The organism is Microbacterium koreense (assembly GCF_042677105.1).
GTDB classification, from domain to species: Bacteria; Actinomycetota; Actinomycetes; order Actinomycetales; family Microbacteriaceae; genus Microbacterium; species Microbacterium koreense.
This window is the reverse complement of record NZ_JBHTIM010000001.1, coordinates 2,611,450-2,627,673: the sequence shown is the minus strand read 5'-3', so window position 1 is coordinate 2,627,673 and position 16,224 is coordinate 2,611,450. Positions and strand designations below refer to the sequence as shown.

Sequence of the window (16,224 nt, the reverse complement as noted above, 5' to 3'; positions counted from 1 at the left end):
TCGTCTTTCGGCCTCGCGGTGTTCCGCCGGCTCGAACGACCCGTACTGAAGGTGCACTGATGGCCGACGCCACACCCGCCATCGAGGTGCGCGATCTGGGCGTGCGCTTCCGACGGAACCGTCGGGAGCGGCGTAGCTTCAAGGACGTGTTCGCCGGAGCGAACCGTCGCACGCGGCCGGGGGAGTTCTGGGCTCTGGGCGAGGTCGGCTTCGCCGTCACCGCGCGCGAGTCGATCGGCGTCGTGGGGCGCAACGGTCAGGGCAAGTTGACGCTCCTCAAACTCGTCGCGGGGGTCCTGCTGCCCGACGAAGGATCCGTCTCAGTGAACGATGGCGTGGCACCGCTCATAGAGAGCACCGGCGGACTCGTCGGAGACCTCACCGTGCGTGAGAACGTCCGCCTCACCGCCGGACTCCACGGGATGCCGCGTGACGATTCGCGAGCGGGATGGGACGCTACGGGCGTCCCATCCCGAAGTACTCGAAGCCCGCGGCACGCCAAGCACCTGGATCGAGACAGTTCCGTCCATCGATGATGATCCGCCGGCTGACGAGCCCGGCGGCGTGGGCTGGGTCGAGCTGGCGACGATACTCATCCCATTCCGTCACGACCACGACGGCGTCCGCGCCTTCGAGTGCTTCGTCTCGATCGCGCACATAGGTCAGCTGCGGGTGTAAGGCTCGGGCGTTCGAGATCGCTTCAGGGTCGGTGACGGTGACGGCGGCTCCAAGGCCGTGCAGGCGGACGGCGACGTCAAGCGCGGGTGAGTCGCGAACGTCGTCGCTGTGGGGCTTGAACGCGGCCCCCAGCACGGTGACCTTCTTGCCGTGTGCACTGCCGCCCAGTGCGTCGAGAACGAGCCGCACGGCGCGCTCACGCCGACGCAGATTGATCTCGTCGACCTGACGAAGAAAGGCCACGGATTCGCCGCGCCCGAGTTCCTCTGCACGTGCCGAGAACGCGCGGATGTCCTTGGGAAGGCACCCGCCGCCGAATCCGATTCCCGCGCCGAGGAATTTCCGTCCGATGCGATCGTCGTATCCGATCGCGTCAGCGAGCATCGTGACGTCGGCGCCCGTGACCTCGGCGATCTCTGCCATTGCGTTGATGAAGCTGATCTTGGTCGCGAGGAACGCGTTCGCCGACACCTTCACCAGCTCCGCGGTTGCGTAATCGGTGATGACGAACGGGGTTCCCTGCGTAACTGCGGGGTGATAGACCTCTCGCAACACGTCTGACGCGATCGCTCCGGCATCGCCCGAGGGAACCCCGACCACCAATCGGTCAGGGTCGATCGTGTCCTTGACAGCCCAGCCCTCGCGAAGGAACTCAGGATTCCAGACCAACGTTGCTCCGGAGCCGCTGATGCGCTCTGCCAGCCGGGCGGCGGTACCCACGGGAACAGTGGACTTTCCCGCGACGATGTCGTCGGAACTCAGGTGCGGGAGAAGAGCATCCACCGCTTTGTCGACATATGTAAGGTCGGCGGCATAACCGCCAGGAACCTGCGGGGTGCCGACGCCGATGAAATGCACCTTCGCGCCCGCAACATCAGCGAAGTCGGTGGAGAACGTCAAACGGCCGCTCTGGATGCCGGACTCCAGAATCTCGGTCAGGCCAGGCTCGAAGAACGGAGCGCGGCCGGCTGAGAGGGCCGCGACCTTGGCGGCATCGACGTCAATGCCGATGACGTCGTGTCCGATCGACGCCATGGCGGCAGCATGCACTGCTCCGAGGTAGCCACATCCGATGACAGATAGACGCACGGTGCTCCTTGTATACGTGAACCGGATCAGCGAGCGCTGGGCGCAAGTGGCGCCATAGGCGCGAACGTTCGATCTCCTGAGATCGCGCGCCCGTCGCGCAGACCTCGGAAGAGATGCGAGGTTCCGCGCACGGTGTGCTCGACGGCGATCAAGCGGATGAGTTCCTTGCCGAACGTCAGGGCCGTTCCGAGACCGAACAGCATCGGATTGTAGACGCCGTTCGCGCGGTGGTACTGCTTGATGATCGCGCGGTTGCGCATGATGTAGTACCGGTAGTTGTTGCTCGAGGCGTTCATGTGGCGGATGCCCATGTCCCACTGCTTGATCTCGCGGGTGCGGCGCAGGACGAACTCGTCGACGATCACCGACGTGGTCCGTCGAGACGCGAGCCAGCCGTACGTCTGGTCATCCCAGTAGATGAAGAAGCGGGGGTCGGGCAATCCGATCTGCTCGACGATGTCGCGGTGGATGAACATGCCCTCGAAACACCCGGAGTTCATCTCCTTGTAACCCGAGGCATCGAACTTCGAGGGAGCGAAGGGGATGGGGATGGCCATCCGCTCGGCGACGCGATACTGCCAGTAGAACTCGCTGCCGTCGTAGTCGTATCGGCGTCCTTGGATGCTCTTAAACCGCGGCGCCCACTTGCCCATCTTCGCCAGCCCGTCAGGCAGAACCTCGACGTCGTCGTCCATGAGCCAGATCCACGCGGAACCGAGCTCCAGCGCGACGCGCATGCCCTCGCTGAAGCCCCCCGAACCGCCGGTGTTCGTGTCGAGGCGGCGGTACACCAGTTCGGTGCCGACGCGCTCACGGAACGATTCGACGACCTCCGTCGTGTCATCCGGCGAAGCATTGTCGACGATCACCACATGACCGGGCTTCGGATCCATGGCGGCGATGCTCTTGAGCAGCCCTCGAAGGAGCCCCGAACGGTTGTAGGTGACGACCGCGATCGTCGCGGCGGCTGGATCGAAGCCCTGCGAGGAGGCGGGGGATGGACCCGTGGATCTCATCCGGCCTCCTCAAATGTTCGGCGCCAGGAGTCGACCGAAGTCAAGTCCTGGAGAGCTGCGCGATAGTGGGTCGCAAGCTGCGGCCACCGACGCCGAAGCCGCCAGTGCAACACAAGCGTCGCGACGAGCCCGCGCCGGAACAACTCACGGTCGCGGGTGTACACGTTCTTGCCAGATCCGTCAGCAGCGCTGACAAGCGCACTGTCGTAGAGCGGCAATCGCCACCAGTTGGCGTCCCCTTTGCCGAACTCGACCTCGGGCCACTCGACATTTTCCGGCTTCGGCCGGTGGAACCAGTGCGAGACAAGGGTGCTCGCCGTGAACCACCGTAGACGCAGGCCTGTGGGGCTATCGAATACGTTTCGCTTCAGTCGTTTGTATACCTGGCGGCCCTTGCGGGCGCGCAGGATCTGATCCTCGTCCTTGTGCACGGTGGTTTCGGCGAAGTGCTTCGCGAGCTGTCGCGCCTCCGGCATCGCCGTCGCGAGATTCGGGCGCATATGGCCGGGTCCCGAGAGAACGTCACGCAGCGCGCGGGCACGGAGTGCCACGGGGTAGTACTGCATCATCAGCAAGTGTTTGATGTCCGTGCGGCGACTGTGGCGGATGAGGGTGCCGCCGCGTTCTGACTGCGAGTGGATGAGCGCGGCGACCAGTCGGTTGCGTTCGTGGAAGTAGGCTTGCCAATCGATCGCATCGTCTTTCCCCAGCCAGGAGACGTGCCAGAGGGCCACCCCCGGCATCGACACTGTCGGGAAGCCGGCGCGCCCCGCACGGAGGCAGAACTCTGCATCGTCCCACTTGATGAACGCAGGCAACGGAAGGCCCACCTCGCGAATGGTTTCGACGGGGATCAGGCACATCCACCAGCCGTTGTAGTCGGCGTCCATGCGCATGTGCAGCATCGGTGTTTGGCGCAGGTTTGTCTCGCCGAAGTTATGCGGCATCTTCTCTTGGAAGAGATTGCGCCACATGAAAGCGCGGTCGTCGACGACCTCAGCCCACGCATGAAGCTTTGGCCGGTCGAGAAGGTCGAACATGTGGCCACCGACGATCGTCGGCGTCGAGGCGAATCGGCCGAACATCACCGAGCGACGGAGCGACTCCGGCTCGATCTTCACATCATCGTCCAGCAACTGTACGAAGTCACTCTCTGGTCGCTGAAGGGTCTCATACATCGCTCGAGCAAATCCGCCGGACCCGCCGAGATTCGGTTGTGTGATGATCTCGAGGGTGTCACCCAAGTCTGCTGCAATCGACGGGAACTCAGGATTGGCATCGACGCGCTGCGTCCCTTGATCGACGACGTAAACGCGGTCGATGAGATCCAGTACATCGGGAGACGCGGCGAGGTTACGCAGAGTCTCCGTGCAGTAGTCGGGCTTATTGAACGTTGTGATACCGATGCTGGCTTTCCCAGATCGCGGAGGGTCCTGCTCCGTGGTCCACTCAGCACCTTCGAAGACGACTGTGTCGTCGTCAGCGACGATGTCGAACCACATCCAGCCGCCGTCGCTGTACTGGGTCAACTCCAGGTTGAAGGTAGTCTCGGCGTTTGACGTCACCTCGGCGACGTCGATTCTCTGCGGGACTCCCCCACCATTGGATCGGTAAACGAGAATCGTGGCGGTGCCGGATGTGCGGACGGTCAGTTGAACGTCGCGCACGGCCGTCCAGTGTTGCCAGTACGACGCAGGGAACCCGTTGAAGTAGCTGCCGAATGACACCCGCCTGCCGGCTACGATGCGCGCACGCGTTCGATCGAGGACGTTGCCGATGTGCGCACGGTTCGACACCCGGACGTACTCTTCGTCGATGACAGACCACGTCTCAGGGTCGACATAGAGCGGTAGTAGATCAGGATCGCGCTCCTGCGGCAGGACGGTCTTCTGAAGGACGTGAGTCAATGCATCTCCTGGTCAGCGTCGGCGCGGCTGAGTGCCCGGCCGATGTGGATTCTATCGCGGGAGTATCTGAGCGTGCGCCGGGCATCCAGCCCACGACCCGAAGGCTCAGGGGATCCCCATAGGGCGACCCGGATCCTGCATGTCCGCGCGTCGTCCGATGCTCTCGCGCCACGATCGCGACTGTCCTGCACGCACCGCGCACAACACGAGCAAGAACCAACCGGCGCCCATCAAGGTGAAGCTCTCGAAGAATGAGTCGATGAGGAGAGCCACGAGGATGAGCGGCGTCCACGCGTAGACGACCGAGCGGCGTTCGCTCGCGTCGAGCCAAGAGCGCACGAGCGCGACCCCGGCGAACCCCACGAAGAGGACGAGACCGACCCACCCGACCTGCAAGAGCACGTCGAAGTAGGCGTTCAGCCCCGAGGCGTGCGACTGATCGAGCAAGAAGTTGATGCTCGAGAACGGGATGGTCCGTGCTTCCCAGGGTCCGAACCACCCCCAGCCTTCGATCGGGCTGAAGCGCACCATGTCGACCATCGTGTTCCACAGCTGCACCCGCATCGAGAAGTCGGTTCCCGCTCCCAGCCACGCGATGATCGGATGCCGCGCCGCATAGCCGGTCACCAGACCGACCACGACGACGGCGCCGAGCGCCCACTGCAGACGAACCCGCTGCTCGGGTCGGGTGTGGCGGACGATCTCGAGCGCCCCTGCAGTGAGGGCGACACCGACGGAAAGCACGAGGACCGTCGGGGAGTCCGACAGCGCCGCCAGGCCGCCGGCGAGGACGACGGATGCGATGGACACCCCAGGGCGCACCGACTGGGTGCGGTACTCGATGAGGAACGTGATGAGGGCGAGAACGGCGACGAAGCCGAGCATGTTGCGCGTGCCGAAGATGCCCTGGACCGGGCCGAGGGACGCGATGTTCCCCTGGACGCCGAGGAATCGGAACGGGATGTCGAGGAGGATCCCCGAGAGGATCTCGACACCGAGTGAGACACCGAGCAGGACTCTCAGCACGTCGCCCAGGGCGCGCGCGGTCTGCAGCGTGTCGCGGATGTGCCCGATGGTCACGGCGAGAAACGCGATGCCGGCGATGGACACCCACCCCCACCACGACTCCGCGCGGTCCCAACTCCAGAACACGCTGGCCAGCGTCCACGCGAGGAAGAGCACGAGGGTCGTCGGCACCAGGCGCATGAGCGAGAGTTCGCGGCGACGGGCGAAGAGGATGCCCGCACCGACGACGCACAGGGTGGCCACGATCGTGACGTACGTGACGAGCCCGGTGAGGCGCTCGATGAGGAACGACGTGAAGACCGCTCCGATCGCCGCGAGGGTGAACGCGCGCGCGAACGCGGCGGACCGCAACAACGTCCCGAGCCAGCGTGGCCGGCGCGTGTTCACGCGTCCCGCTTCGTCAGTTCACCCTGTTCGATAGCGAGGCGCTCTTCGGCGGGACCCACGCCGATGTGGGGGCTCTGCTTGATCTTGAACCCGAACAGCATCAGCAGCATCCATCCCCACAGCAACAGGGGGGTGGACTCCGCGATGCTCTGCACGAGCAGGATCGCCCCGACGAGCGTCGGCAGAAGCGTCAGCGGCGAGTACGGGCGATCAGCGCGCAGATCCCAACGGGGACGGTCGACGGCGAAGAACCATGTGCGCCAGACATAGGCCAACAGCAGCATCGACATCAGCACGAGCCCGATGATGCCCAGCTGCAGGTACACGTCGACCCAGAGGCTGTGAGCCTGCATCACCGTCTGGCCGTGGTCGATGATCCATCCGTCGAACGCCGGATCCCAGGGTGCCCACGGGGTTGCGAAACCCCAGCCGACCACCGGACGCTCGTCTGCGCGCGCGAGGACCGCCTTCCAGATGTCTTCACGACCGGTGAGGTCGGCGCCACGCCCGAGCGCGGAGAAGATCGCGTCGCGCGACAGCCAGAGGGCGAGCCCTCCGCCGAGGCCGACCACGGCGTAGCCGATGTAGTAACGAGTGCGTTGACCCGGTTTCGTCGTGCGGCGCATCAGCAGCACGGTGATGAGCACGAGCACGACGCCCGCGGCGGCCACGATGGCAGTGGCCGAGGCGGCGCGGACGAAGAGGAACGCGGCGAGTGCCATCCACACCAGCAGCACGGCGCGACGCGGAGCCCGCGCGGCATACCGGATGGCGAAGACCACGATCGCCAGCAACGCGATCGGACCGAGCAGGTTCGCGTTGCCCATGATGCCCTGAATACGGCCACCGTCGAAGAGGTTGTCGCGCGACCAGTACATGATCGGGTCGTCGGCCTTCTCGACGACGAAGCCGGGAAGTATCGGGGCCTGGACGAAGAGTGAGACCCACAGCTCGAACGCGATCGACAGCGCCAGCACCCACTTCAGCGCCGCGCCGATGGAGCGGATGATTTCGCGCCAGGTCAACACCGCCGCGACGAAGAACGCCTGCGTGGTCGTGATCAGAAGGAGCAGCAGGGTGATCGCGGTCGTCAGTGGCCAGGCCGACCAGGTCAGCGAGAGCACGGCCCACAGGATGTACGACATCGCGAACCACGGCAGGCGACGCCACTGGACGACCGGGCGGATGGCGAGCCACAGCGCGATCGAGAGCCCCGCGCTCGCGATGGCGATGATCGCGGCCACGAGCTCTCCGAAGGCGTTGACCCATGCCGTGCCGGAGAAGGCGGTGACGAGCACGAAGATGCACCACCCGCGCAACAAGAGGTGCCCCGTCTTCTCTCGGACCGGGGCTGTCGGCGGCGCCGAGGCCGGGTGCTTCGAATAGACGGCCATCGTCTCCCCAGGGTACTCCGTCGCGTCGCTACGCTCGGAGAATGCTGTTGCCGCTGACGAACACGCCGCGTGACTATGCGTGGGGGTCGACGAACCTCCTCGCCGAACTCGAAGGACGCGAGCCGACCGGCGCTCCCGAGGCGGAGGTCTGGTTCGGTGACCATCCGGCCGATCCGGCCGATGTCGTGGGAGGCGGAACGCTCGATACCTGGCTCGCGGACGCAAGCCGCCCTGGGCTGTCGTTCCTCGTCAAACTCCTCGCCGCCGCAGCGCCCCTGTCGATCCAGGCCCACCCGTCCCGGGCACAGGCGATCGAGGGCTTCGCACGCGAGGAGGCCGCCGACATCCCGAGGGACGCGGCGCATCGCACCTATCGTGACGCGAACCACAAGCCGGAACTGATCGTCGCGCTGAGTGACGAGTTCCGGGCTCTCGCGGGTCTGCGGCCTCTGCCCGAGCTGCGCCGCCTCCTGGCGGCGATCGGCGATGCCACCGCGGGGTTGTCCTCTCGCCTGGACGGATCGGATGCGGCGACCACCGCCGCTATCGCGTGGGTGCTCTCTCCCGCCGCCCAGGACGACGTGCGCGCCATCATCGGCGCAGCACGCTCGGCCGTTTCGGAAGAGTTCGCCGACGACCTCACCCTCGTTGCGATGCTGGATGACCGGCATCCCGCAGACCCCGGGATCGTCGTCGCGCTGATGATGAATCGGGTGACGTTGCGACGGGGTGAGGGGCTGTTCCTCCCCGCGGGGATCCTGCACGCCTACCTCGAGGGACTCGGCGTCGAGGTCATGGCGGCAAGTGACAACGTGCTGCGGGGCGGCCTCACCCCCAAGCACATCGACGTCGCCGAGCTGGCCGTCGTGCTCGATCCGACCACCGGGGTGCCGCCGACGATCGCGCCCACCACCGTCGACGGTGTCACGCGGTGGCCCGTGCCGGTGCCGGACTTCGCTCTGCTCGCCGCGCGACCCGAGGGCGGATCCGTCGAGATCGAACTCTCCGGCCCGTCGATCGCTGTCGCGACCTCGGGTGTGGTCACGGTCGCCGGCGAGGGCGAGGTGACGCTGACCCCGGGGGAGGGCGTCTTCCTCACCGACGAGTCGATGGTGAGGGTCTCGGGCAGCGGCGAGGTGTTCGTCGCCTCATCCGGCCGCTGACCGGCGCGGCCCACACTGGCGAGTCGTCGGTGGATGCGGCATCCGTCCGCCCCGATCCGCGTCGGCTGACAATGCGTGAACCGCGACGCGCGACCAGGCGTTATCGGAGTGCGACACGCCGTCGGCGCGTCGCAAAGGTTCAACGGGTGCATGAGGGTTTACGATCCGCGACTTGACCGCGGGGAATGACACGGGTGTAATTATCCGTACGCGACGACCGTCGCAGCACGCACTACTCCGGGGGGAGAACGACATGACAGGTTCGCAGTACCGTTCTGGCGTTCCCGACAACTGGTTCGTCGATCCGGTCAACCTCGGCGTTCCCGGTGTCCGTCGGGCAGCCGAGGCCGACGAAGACAATCCACTCTCGTGGCAGACCGACGCGCTCTGCGCGCAGACGGATCCCGAAGCGTTCTTCCCTGAGAAGGGCGGATCGACGCGCGATGCCAAGCGCATCTGCACCACCTGTGACGTGCGCGACGAATGCCTCGAGTACGCGCTGCAGAACGACGAGCGATTCGGCATCTGGGGCGGGCTCAGCGAACGCGAACGCCGCAAGCTCAAGCGGCGCGCCGGCTGACCGCCGCGCGATGACCCGTCGGCGGCGCGTGCGGCGGGATATCGTGCCCCACCACGCCTAGGCTGACTCGCGTCATGCCCGCCCGCGTCCACGCCCTCCTCGTCGCCCGTCCCGACGGTCGCACCCCCGCAGCACACCATCTGCGTCGCACGGTGGCGGCTCTGGCTGCCCAGACCCGCCCCATCGACTTTCTGACGATCGTGCTGTGCGGTCCTGAGCCGGGAGTCGTGGACGTCGCGAAGGAATCGCAGGCGACGCTCGTCGTCGAGGCACCCGCGTCGACATCGTTCGCCGATGCGGTGAAGCTCGCCATTCCCTCGAAAGACGCAGACGCGGTCTGGGTCCTCGCACAGGACACGACACCGGACCCCGACGCCCTCGCGCGTTTGGTCGGGCGGCTCGAACTGTCGCCCTCCGTCGCCTTCGCCGCGCCCAAGCTCGTCCGCTCGGACGACAGGGCAGAGATCGTCTCACTCGGCACGACGATGACTCGCTACGGGCGCGCCGTCGGGATCGCCGATGACGAACTCGACCAAGGGCAACACGATGGCCGCGAGGACGCGCTCGGAGCCGATGTGCGCGGCATCCTCGTGCGCGCCGACGCATGGTCGCGATTGGGACGTCTCGATCGTGGTCTGCGCGGGGCCGACGAAGGGCTCGACCTGGGTGTGCGCGCCCGACTCGGCGGCGCGCGTGTGAGCCTCGCGCCCAGCGCGGTGGTGTCGGTGTCGGGCGACGGCGTCGCGGGCCTGCCCGTACCCGTCACTGCAGCGCATCGCCGACGGCGGGCATTCGCGTCGCGGACGGCACAGCTGCATCGGCGACTCGTTTACGCGCAAGCGTGGGCGGTGCCCCTGCATTGGCTCTCGATCCTCCCGTTGGCACTCGCGCGCACCGTCGCGCACCTGTTCCGCAAACAACCCGGGCGGATCATGCCGGAGTGGGCCGCGGCAGTCGTGGCCCTGATCCAGGTGCTCGCCGTCGCGCGCGCACGGCGCGGCATCCGACAGACCAAGGCAGCGCCGTGGAGCCAGATCGCGCCGCTGCGGATGACCGCCACGCAGCTGCGCTCGCGGCTCGGGGATGCCCCCGTCGAGCCGACCGCGCGGGTGCGCAGTGAGCTGCGGTTCTTCGCCGGCGGCGGGGCCTGGCTCGTCCTCGCCGCTCTCGTCCTGTCGGTGATCGCATTCACACCCCTGCTCGCGTGGTCGGTGATCGGCGGTGGCGGGATGCAGCCGCTGCGCGGGACGGTGGGTCTGTTGTGGACGGATGCTGCCTACGGCCTGCGCGCCTTCGGGCTCGAGACGGTCGGCCCGGCGGATCCGTTCGCGATCATCGTCGCCGTCATCGGTTCGGCGTGGCCCCTCGAACCCTCACGCGCCCTCATCGTGCTGTGGCTGTTCGCCCTTCCGCTCGCCGCGTTGGGCGGGTGGTTCGCCGCAACCCGAGTGACCGAACGCTCGTCTTTGCGGCTCGTCGGCGGCACGGTGTGGGCGCTGGCTCCCACCTTCCTCATCGCGCTGACGCAGGGTCGTCCCGCCGCCGTCATTGCGCACCTCCTGCTCCCGTGGCTGTTCTACGCCGGTTCGGTGGCCCATCGCTCGTGGTCGGGCGCCGGTGGCGCCTCGTTGCTCTTGGCTGCGGTCATCGCTTGCGCACCCTCGCTCGCGCCCGCGTTGACCGTCATCTGGGTGGCGATGCTCGTCGTGATCGTCGCCACACGCGCCGGACGGGGTAGTGCGCGACTCGTGTGGCTCGTCGTGCCGTCGGCGGTGATGGCGGCTCCGTTGGTCTGGCACGCCATCCGCAGCGGCAACGTGTGGGCGCTGCTGGCCGATCCGGGCGTCACGTGGGCCGGCCCCCAAGTGGCGGCCGATGCGGTCGGGCGGGGACTCCTCGCCGCGGGCATTCCGACAGCCGACGTCGCGGGCTGGGCGACGATCCTCCCGCCCGAGACGACCTGGTGGGTACCGCTGCTGATCGCACCGCTCGCGCTGCTCGCCCTGATCGCCCCGCTGACGCAGCGTTGGGCTTCCGGGGTCGCACTTCTCGTGGTCGCGGCAGTCGGAATCGCCACGGCGTTCGCCGCCGTGGGCGTCTCGCTGGCCTTCGATGAATCCCTCGCCGTGCCGCTGTGGCCAGGGCCGGGACTGAGTCTCGCCTGGCTCGGCGTCCTCGGAGGGGCGTTGGTGACGCTCGACGCGGGCCTCGCGCCGAAGGTGCGCGCGGCCCGGGGCATCGCGGTGGCTGTCGTCTCGCTCGGAGTGCTGGTTCTCGCCGTTCCGTCCCTCACCGCGGTCGCGCGCGACACAGCGGAGATTTCCGGTGGCCCGGCGAGCACGCTTCCGGCCTACGTTGCGGCCTTGGGCGCGGGTGATGGCAACGTCGGCACGTTCGTGTTGACGCCGCAGAACGAGGGCGGCGTGTCGGCGCGCGTCGTCTGGGGCGGCAGCGAGACGCTCGGGGCGCAATCGACGATCGTCGCCACGCGGACCACCGCCACACCGCAGGACGACGAGGTCGCCCGCCTTGCGGCCGGCCTCGTGGGCGACTCCGCCGACGACGTCGTCGCGACACTCGCGGCAGACGGCGTGAGCTTCGTCCTTCTCGAGCAGGCTGCCGAGCCCGTATCGGGCGCGGCGCGATCATTCGGGCTCACGGCCGAGGCCGCCATCGACCAGCGCGACGGCCTTGAGCCGGTCGGGGAAACGGCACGCGGCATCCTCTGGCGCATCAATGGTGAAGTCAGCGCGCGCGCAGCGGCGGCGCCCTCGGCCCAGCACATGTCGGGCCTCATTTCCGCGGCGCAGATCGGGGTCACGCTCATCGCGCTCCTCCTTGCCGTGCCGACGTCGACCTCGCGCCTCGAGGCGCGCCGCATACCCCGCGTGGTCGGGCCGCACTGGGAGGAGGGGCGATGAGCGACCGTCGGTTCTTCCGCATCGCCACGACCAGCACCCGCCTGCTGATCGGCACCGTCGTGTCTGTCGGTGCTGTCATCGCCGTCGCCACCGCGGTCACGATCCCGTGGCCCACGCTCACCCGCGAGCCCGTCAGCGTCGCGGCGATTCCCGAGCCGGCCGACACGATCCTCACCTGCGACGGGGGGATCGTCGCGACGGGTCGAGATCTCCTGTCACCCGGATCCCTCCAGCTGGCGGCGCCGCAGACGATCACCGCTGCGACGGCTCCTGAATCGTCTGCCCCGCTGCAATCCGTGCTCGCCGCCCCCGACCTGCTCGCCGAGGAGGGGCCGGTGGTGGTCTCAGCGCCGCCTGAGGCCGGTGTGAGGACCGACGTCGGTGCAGCCGGATCGGTGAGCGTCGCCTCGGACGATCTCGCCGGGTTCGCCGCGTCGGCCTGTCGACCCGCGCTGATGGAGTCGTGGCTCATGACCGGCTCGGCGTCGACGGGGGCCGCGGACCTCGTGCTGGTGTCGAACCCCGGCACCGTACCCGCGACGGTGCAGCTCACGGTCTACGGTGCCGCGGGCGAGGAGCATCCCCCCGGCGGAACCGATCTTGTCGTCGCCGCCGGCACTCAGCGGATCGTTCCGCTGGCAGGCCTGGCCAGCGGCGAGGCGAGTCCCGTTGTCCGCGTGAGCGCCTCCGGCGCTCCGGTGCACGCGTCGATACAGTCCAGCCTCACCAGGGTCCTCGAACCCGGCGGGCTCGACCAGGCAGGTGCCGTGCCCGCCGTCGGTGAGATCACTCGGATCGTGGGAGTGACGGTTCCCGTGGCCGTCGAGGGCACCGGCACGGTCGTGCGCCTGCTCGCTCCGTCCGCCGACACCGAGGCGACCGTCACGGTGCGCAGCGTCGGCGGAGGCGATGTCGGCGAGCCGATCACGGTTCCGCTTCTTGCGGCCGTCCCGGGACAAGCCGGCATCTCCGATCTTGCCCCGGGTCAGTACATCGTCGAGGTGACAGCCGACATCCCGCTCGTGGCGGCTGCGTGGCAGACCACCGGCTTCGGAGCCGGCTCCGACTTCGCGTGGCACCTGCCTGCGGCATCCGTGCCCATTCCGACGTTGTTCGCCGTTCCCGATGGCCCGCCGGCGACGCTCGTGGTCAACAATCCGAGCACTGACGTGGCGTCGGTGACGATCACCGACGAGTTCGGGGGATACGTCGGTGCGATCGACCTCGCCGCCGGCGAGAGCGCGTCGATCCAGGTCGCCAACGATGCCGTCTACCTTCTCGACAGTGGGGGTGTGGCCGTCGAAGCCGCCGTCGCGCTCGCGGCGGACGGTGCGCTGGGGGCGTTCACCGTGTGGTCGGCGGATGCGGCGGCGCCGCCGATCGTCGTGTATCCCTGAGCCGACGGCGCGCAGCGCGTCAAAGGAAGCGTTCGGGTCCGAGATCCCACGGGTCGCGGTCGAGGTACTCCGCCGCGGCGCGGAACACCGCACCTTCGACGAGCATCTTGCGATGGAGGTCGTCGTCGCGGTGAAGGTGGCTCAAGCGCTCCAGCGGCAGGCGGAAGACGACGATGCGCTTTTCGTCACGCAGCACCTTCCACCGGGGGATGCCGTCACGGTCGGGTGCGGCGGGCATATCGGCGATCTCGAAGCGCACGTCGCGCAGATCGCTCCATGCCGAGCGGAGGAACTCGGCGGCGCCGGCGACGGCGAGATCGAAGCGGTCGATCCGCGTGTCCAGTGGCGGCAACGGGGGACGAACGACCGAACTGCGTCCCTGTCGTCCGTGGCGCCCGTGACGGGTGGGGCGTCGGGGTGCTCGTGCGGCAGAAGCGCGTCGCCATGGCATGGGTCGATCCTACGACCCGCGTCAGGGCCCGGCATCGGTGGTGGCGCCGTGCGGCGCGGCATCCGAATCCGCGGCGACGGGTGCGACTACAGTCGGAGCGATGCGCGAGAGACTGTGTTCCAAAGTGGGGTGTGCCCGCGAGGCCGTGGCGACGCTGACGTACGACTACGGTGACCAGATGGCCGCCCTCGGGCCTCTCGGTGTTGCCGGGGATCCGCACGCTCATGACCTGTGCGCCATCCACACCGAGCGTCTCTCGGTGCCCAAGGGGTGGGTCGTCGTGCGACACGAGACCCTCGCCGTCTGATCAGCGCTCGGGAAAGCCCCGCGGCGCATCGTCGACACCTGCGGTGAGCGCGTTCACACGTGCTGTTTCTCGCATGAGCGCTTCGTACTCGCGTTCGCGTCGCACCGCTGCGACGCCCCGGACGAAGGTCTCGGGATCCACGGCGGGCCGCGGCGACACGTGCGGTTCGCAGTCGGCGGCCAGCGACGCGGCGATGCGTGCTCGCGCCGCGGGCTCGAGGCTCGTCGCCTGACGTGCGAACTGTGCGATGCGGCGCGACAAGCGGTCGGGCAGTCTCGTCACATCGGCGACCGCGCGCCACTCGGCGAGCTCGGCCGGAAGCCCGGGCGCCGGCGGTGGAAGTCTCGGTGTGCGGGTGCGTTCCGAGTATGTGCCGGCGAGGAGGTCTCCGAGCCGCTGGGAGCGTGGCGTGAAGACACCGACGACCGCCGCGATCGCGCCGAGAGTGAGCCACAGTTCCAGGACGCCGACGAGCGCGCGGATGAATGCCTGACGAAACCCGCTGGCGCCTCCGTCGTTGCGGACGATGCGGCCGCCGACGGCGAGCTTGCCGAGGCTGCGCCCGCGGGTGGCCGTCTCGACCGCGGTCGGAATGACCACCATCACGGTGACGATCATCGTGATCGACACCGTACGGGCGGCGGCATCTCCGAAGATATCGAGGCCGAACAGGTAGGTGGCGACGAGCGAGAACATCACGAAGATCAACACGCCGACGAGCATGTCGATGACGGTCCCCAGCGCACGCAGGAAGAACCCGATCGGTTGGACATCGAGGGCGACTGCCTCACCCGTGAGGATCTCATCTTGGGCGATCGTCGCGATCCGATCCGGCGCGGTCGGCGTCGTCATGCGTACAGTAAATCAAATGGACCTCGACGCCCTCACAGCCGCGCGGCGGGAAGAGTGGGCGCGTCTGGACGAATTGAGCCGCACCCGCAACCTCTCGGGCCGTGGCGCCGACGAGTTGGTGACGCGATACCGGGCGGCTTCGGCGGACTTGGCCGATCTCAAAACGTCGGCGGGACGAACTCCGCAGGGGGACCATGTCTCGACCATGCTCGCGCGTGCGCGGTTGCGGTTGACCGGCACGCCCGAGGATCCACTGCGGCAGATTCCGCGGTTCTTCGCCGTTCAACTGCCGGCCGCCTTGTACCGGGTGCGGTGGACGACGCTTCTGATCGCCGTCTCCTTCATCGCCGTCGCGACGCTCGTCGCGTTCTGGATCTCCGGTGACCCGGCCCGGGTCGCGACACTGGGGTCGCAGCTTCAGTTGGAGTACTACGCCGAAGAAGAGTTCACCGCGTACTACAGCGAAAACCCGGCCGCGGAGTTCGCCGGTGCGGTGTGGACGAACAACGCGTGGATCGCCGCGCAATGCGTCATGTTCGGCATCACCGGTGTCTGGCCGCTCATGGTGCTCGTCCAGAACGCCGTCGGGGTGGGGACCGCGGCGGCCATCATGCTCGCGTTCGATCGCGGGGACGTCTTCTTGCTGTTCATCCTTCCCCACGGACTGCTCGAATTGACCTGCGTGTTCGTCGCGGCCGCGGCGGGGCTTCACATTTTCTGGGCCTGGGTCGCACCGGGCGCCCGTACCCGCGGCGAGGCGCTGGCCGCCGCGGGGCGATCGTTGGCGACGATCGCGGTGGGCCTGGTGTTCGCTTTGGCCGTTGCGGGACTCATCGAAGGGTTCGTGACCGCACAACCCTGGCCCTGGGCGGTGAAGATCGGCATCGGCGCGCTCGCGCTCGCAGCCTTCGTGTTCTACATGGTCGGCATCGGCGGGCGAGCGGCACGCCGCGGAGAAACCGGTGATCTCACCGAATACGAGACGGGCACGCCGACGCTCGTCGCCGGATGACCGCATGCGGCGCCGCGCTTGTGTTCACCACTTGTTCTTTTGAG

At 67.8% G+C, this 16,224-nt stretch carries 13 protein-coding genes and 1 pseudogene; 7 read left to right on the top strand and 7 right to left on the bottom strand.

What is annotated here, in order from left to right:
• Window positions 1-59: 59 nt before the first annotated feature.
• Window positions 60-455: pseudogene (locus ACFQZV_RS12360) on the top strand (ATP-binding cassette domain-containing protein); the annotation flags it as partial.
• A gap of 1 nt (window position 456) precedes the next feature.
• Here ACFQZV_RS12360 and ACFQZV_RS12355 read toward each other — a convergent pair.
• The 5 genes from ACFQZV_RS12355 to ACFQZV_RS12335 all read right to left on the bottom strand — a co-directional run bounded on the left by ACFQZV_RS12355 (window position 457) and on the right by ACFQZV_RS12335 (window position 7,497).
• Entirely contained in the window at window positions 457-1,767 is a 1,311-nt protein-coding gene (locus ACFQZV_RS12355; protein ID WP_378753358.1) for a UDP-glucose dehydrogenase family protein, read from the bottom strand.
• A gap of 26 nt (window positions 1,768-1,793) precedes the next feature.
• Window positions 1,794-2,783, bottom strand: a complete 990-nt coding sequence (locus tag ACFQZV_RS12350; protein WP_378753356.1) for a glycosyltransferase family 2 protein — start codon at window positions 2,781-2,783, stop codon at window positions 1,794-1,796.
• Window positions 2,780-4,690: a glycosyltransferase gene (locus ACFQZV_RS12345; protein WP_378753354.1), complete on the bottom strand. Its 1,911-nt coding sequence runs from the start codon at window positions 4,688-4,690 to the stop codon at window positions 2,780-2,782. Before ACFQZV_RS12345 ends, ACFQZV_RS12350 begins: the two co-directional genes overlap by 4 nt.
• A gap of 105 nt (window positions 4,691-4,795) precedes the next feature.
• On the bottom strand, window positions 4,796-6,103 hold the full coding sequence (locus ACFQZV_RS12340) for an O-antigen ligase family protein (RefSeq protein WP_378753352.1): 1,308 nt from the start codon (window positions 6,101-6,103) through the stop codon (window positions 4,796-4,798).
• A complete protein-coding gene (locus tag ACFQZV_RS12335; protein WP_378753350.1) occupies window positions 6,100-7,497 on the bottom strand; it encodes an O-antigen ligase family protein in 1,398 nt (465 codons plus the stop codon). The genes ACFQZV_RS12340 and ACFQZV_RS12335 overlap by 4 nt, the downstream gene beginning before the upstream one ends.
• Window positions 7,498-7,538: 41 nt before the next feature.
• On the opposite strand from ACFQZV_RS12335, the gene manA reads away from it, so the two are divergent.
• The 4 genes from manA (at window position 7,539) to ACFQZV_RS12315 (ending at window position 13,558) form a co-directional block, all read left to right on the top strand.
• Window positions 7,539-8,660: a mannose-6-phosphate isomerase, class I gene (manA, locus tag ACFQZV_RS12330; protein WP_378753348.1), complete on the top strand. Its 1,122-nt coding sequence runs from the start codon at window positions 7,539-7,541 to the stop codon at window positions 8,658-8,660.
• Window positions 8,661-8,913: 253 nt separating this feature from the next.
• Window positions 8,914-9,240, top strand: coding sequence for a WhiB family transcriptional regulator (locus ACFQZV_RS12325; protein ID WP_378753346.1), 327 nt, complete (start codon window positions 8,914-8,916; stop codon window positions 9,238-9,240).
• 74 nt (window positions 9,241-9,314) lie between these two features.
• On the top strand, window positions 9,315-12,161 hold the full coding sequence (locus ACFQZV_RS12320) for a glycosyltransferase (RefSeq protein ID WP_378753344.1): 2,847 nt from the start codon (window positions 9,315-9,317) through the stop codon (window positions 12,159-12,161).
• On the top strand, window positions 12,158-13,558 hold the full coding sequence (locus tag ACFQZV_RS12315) for a DUF5719 family protein (protein WP_378753342.1): 1,401 nt from the start codon (window positions 12,158-12,160) through the stop codon (window positions 13,556-13,558). Before ACFQZV_RS12320 ends, ACFQZV_RS12315 begins: the two co-directional genes overlap by 4 nt.
• A gap of 19 nt (window positions 13,559-13,577) precedes the next feature.
• On the opposite strand, the gene ACFQZV_RS12310 is transcribed toward ACFQZV_RS12315, so the two are convergent.
• Window positions 13,578-14,009 carry a metallopeptidase family protein gene (locus ACFQZV_RS12310; RefSeq protein WP_378753340.1) on the bottom strand — a complete coding sequence of 144 codons (432 nt, stop codon included), beginning with the start codon at window positions 14,007-14,009 and terminating at the stop codon, window positions 13,578-13,580.
• 100 nt (window positions 14,010-14,109) lie between these two features.
• On the opposite strand from ACFQZV_RS12310, the gene ACFQZV_RS12305 reads away from it, so the two are divergent.
• Complete coding sequence (locus ACFQZV_RS12305; RefSeq protein ID WP_378753338.1) at window positions 14,110-14,316, top strand: DUF3499 family protein; 207 nt, start codon at window positions 14,110-14,112, stop codon at window positions 14,314-14,316.
• Here the strand turns inward: ACFQZV_RS12305 and ACFQZV_RS12300 are convergent, their stop codons facing one another.
• On the bottom strand, window positions 14,317-15,168 hold the full coding sequence (locus ACFQZV_RS12300) for an RDD family protein (protein WP_378753336.1): 852 nt from the start codon (window positions 15,166-15,168) through the stop codon (window positions 14,317-14,319). It lies immediately after the preceding gene.
• A gap of 16 nt (window positions 15,169-15,184) precedes the next feature.
• On the opposite strand from ACFQZV_RS12300, the gene ACFQZV_RS12295 reads away from it, so the two are divergent.
• The gene (locus tag ACFQZV_RS12295; protein WP_378753334.1) at window positions 15,185-16,180 is read left to right on the top strand and encodes a stage II sporulation protein M; all 996 of its coding nucleotides are present in this window, start codon (window positions 15,185-15,187) and stop codon (window positions 16,178-16,180) included.
• Window positions 16,181-16,224 lie beyond the last annotated feature (44 nt).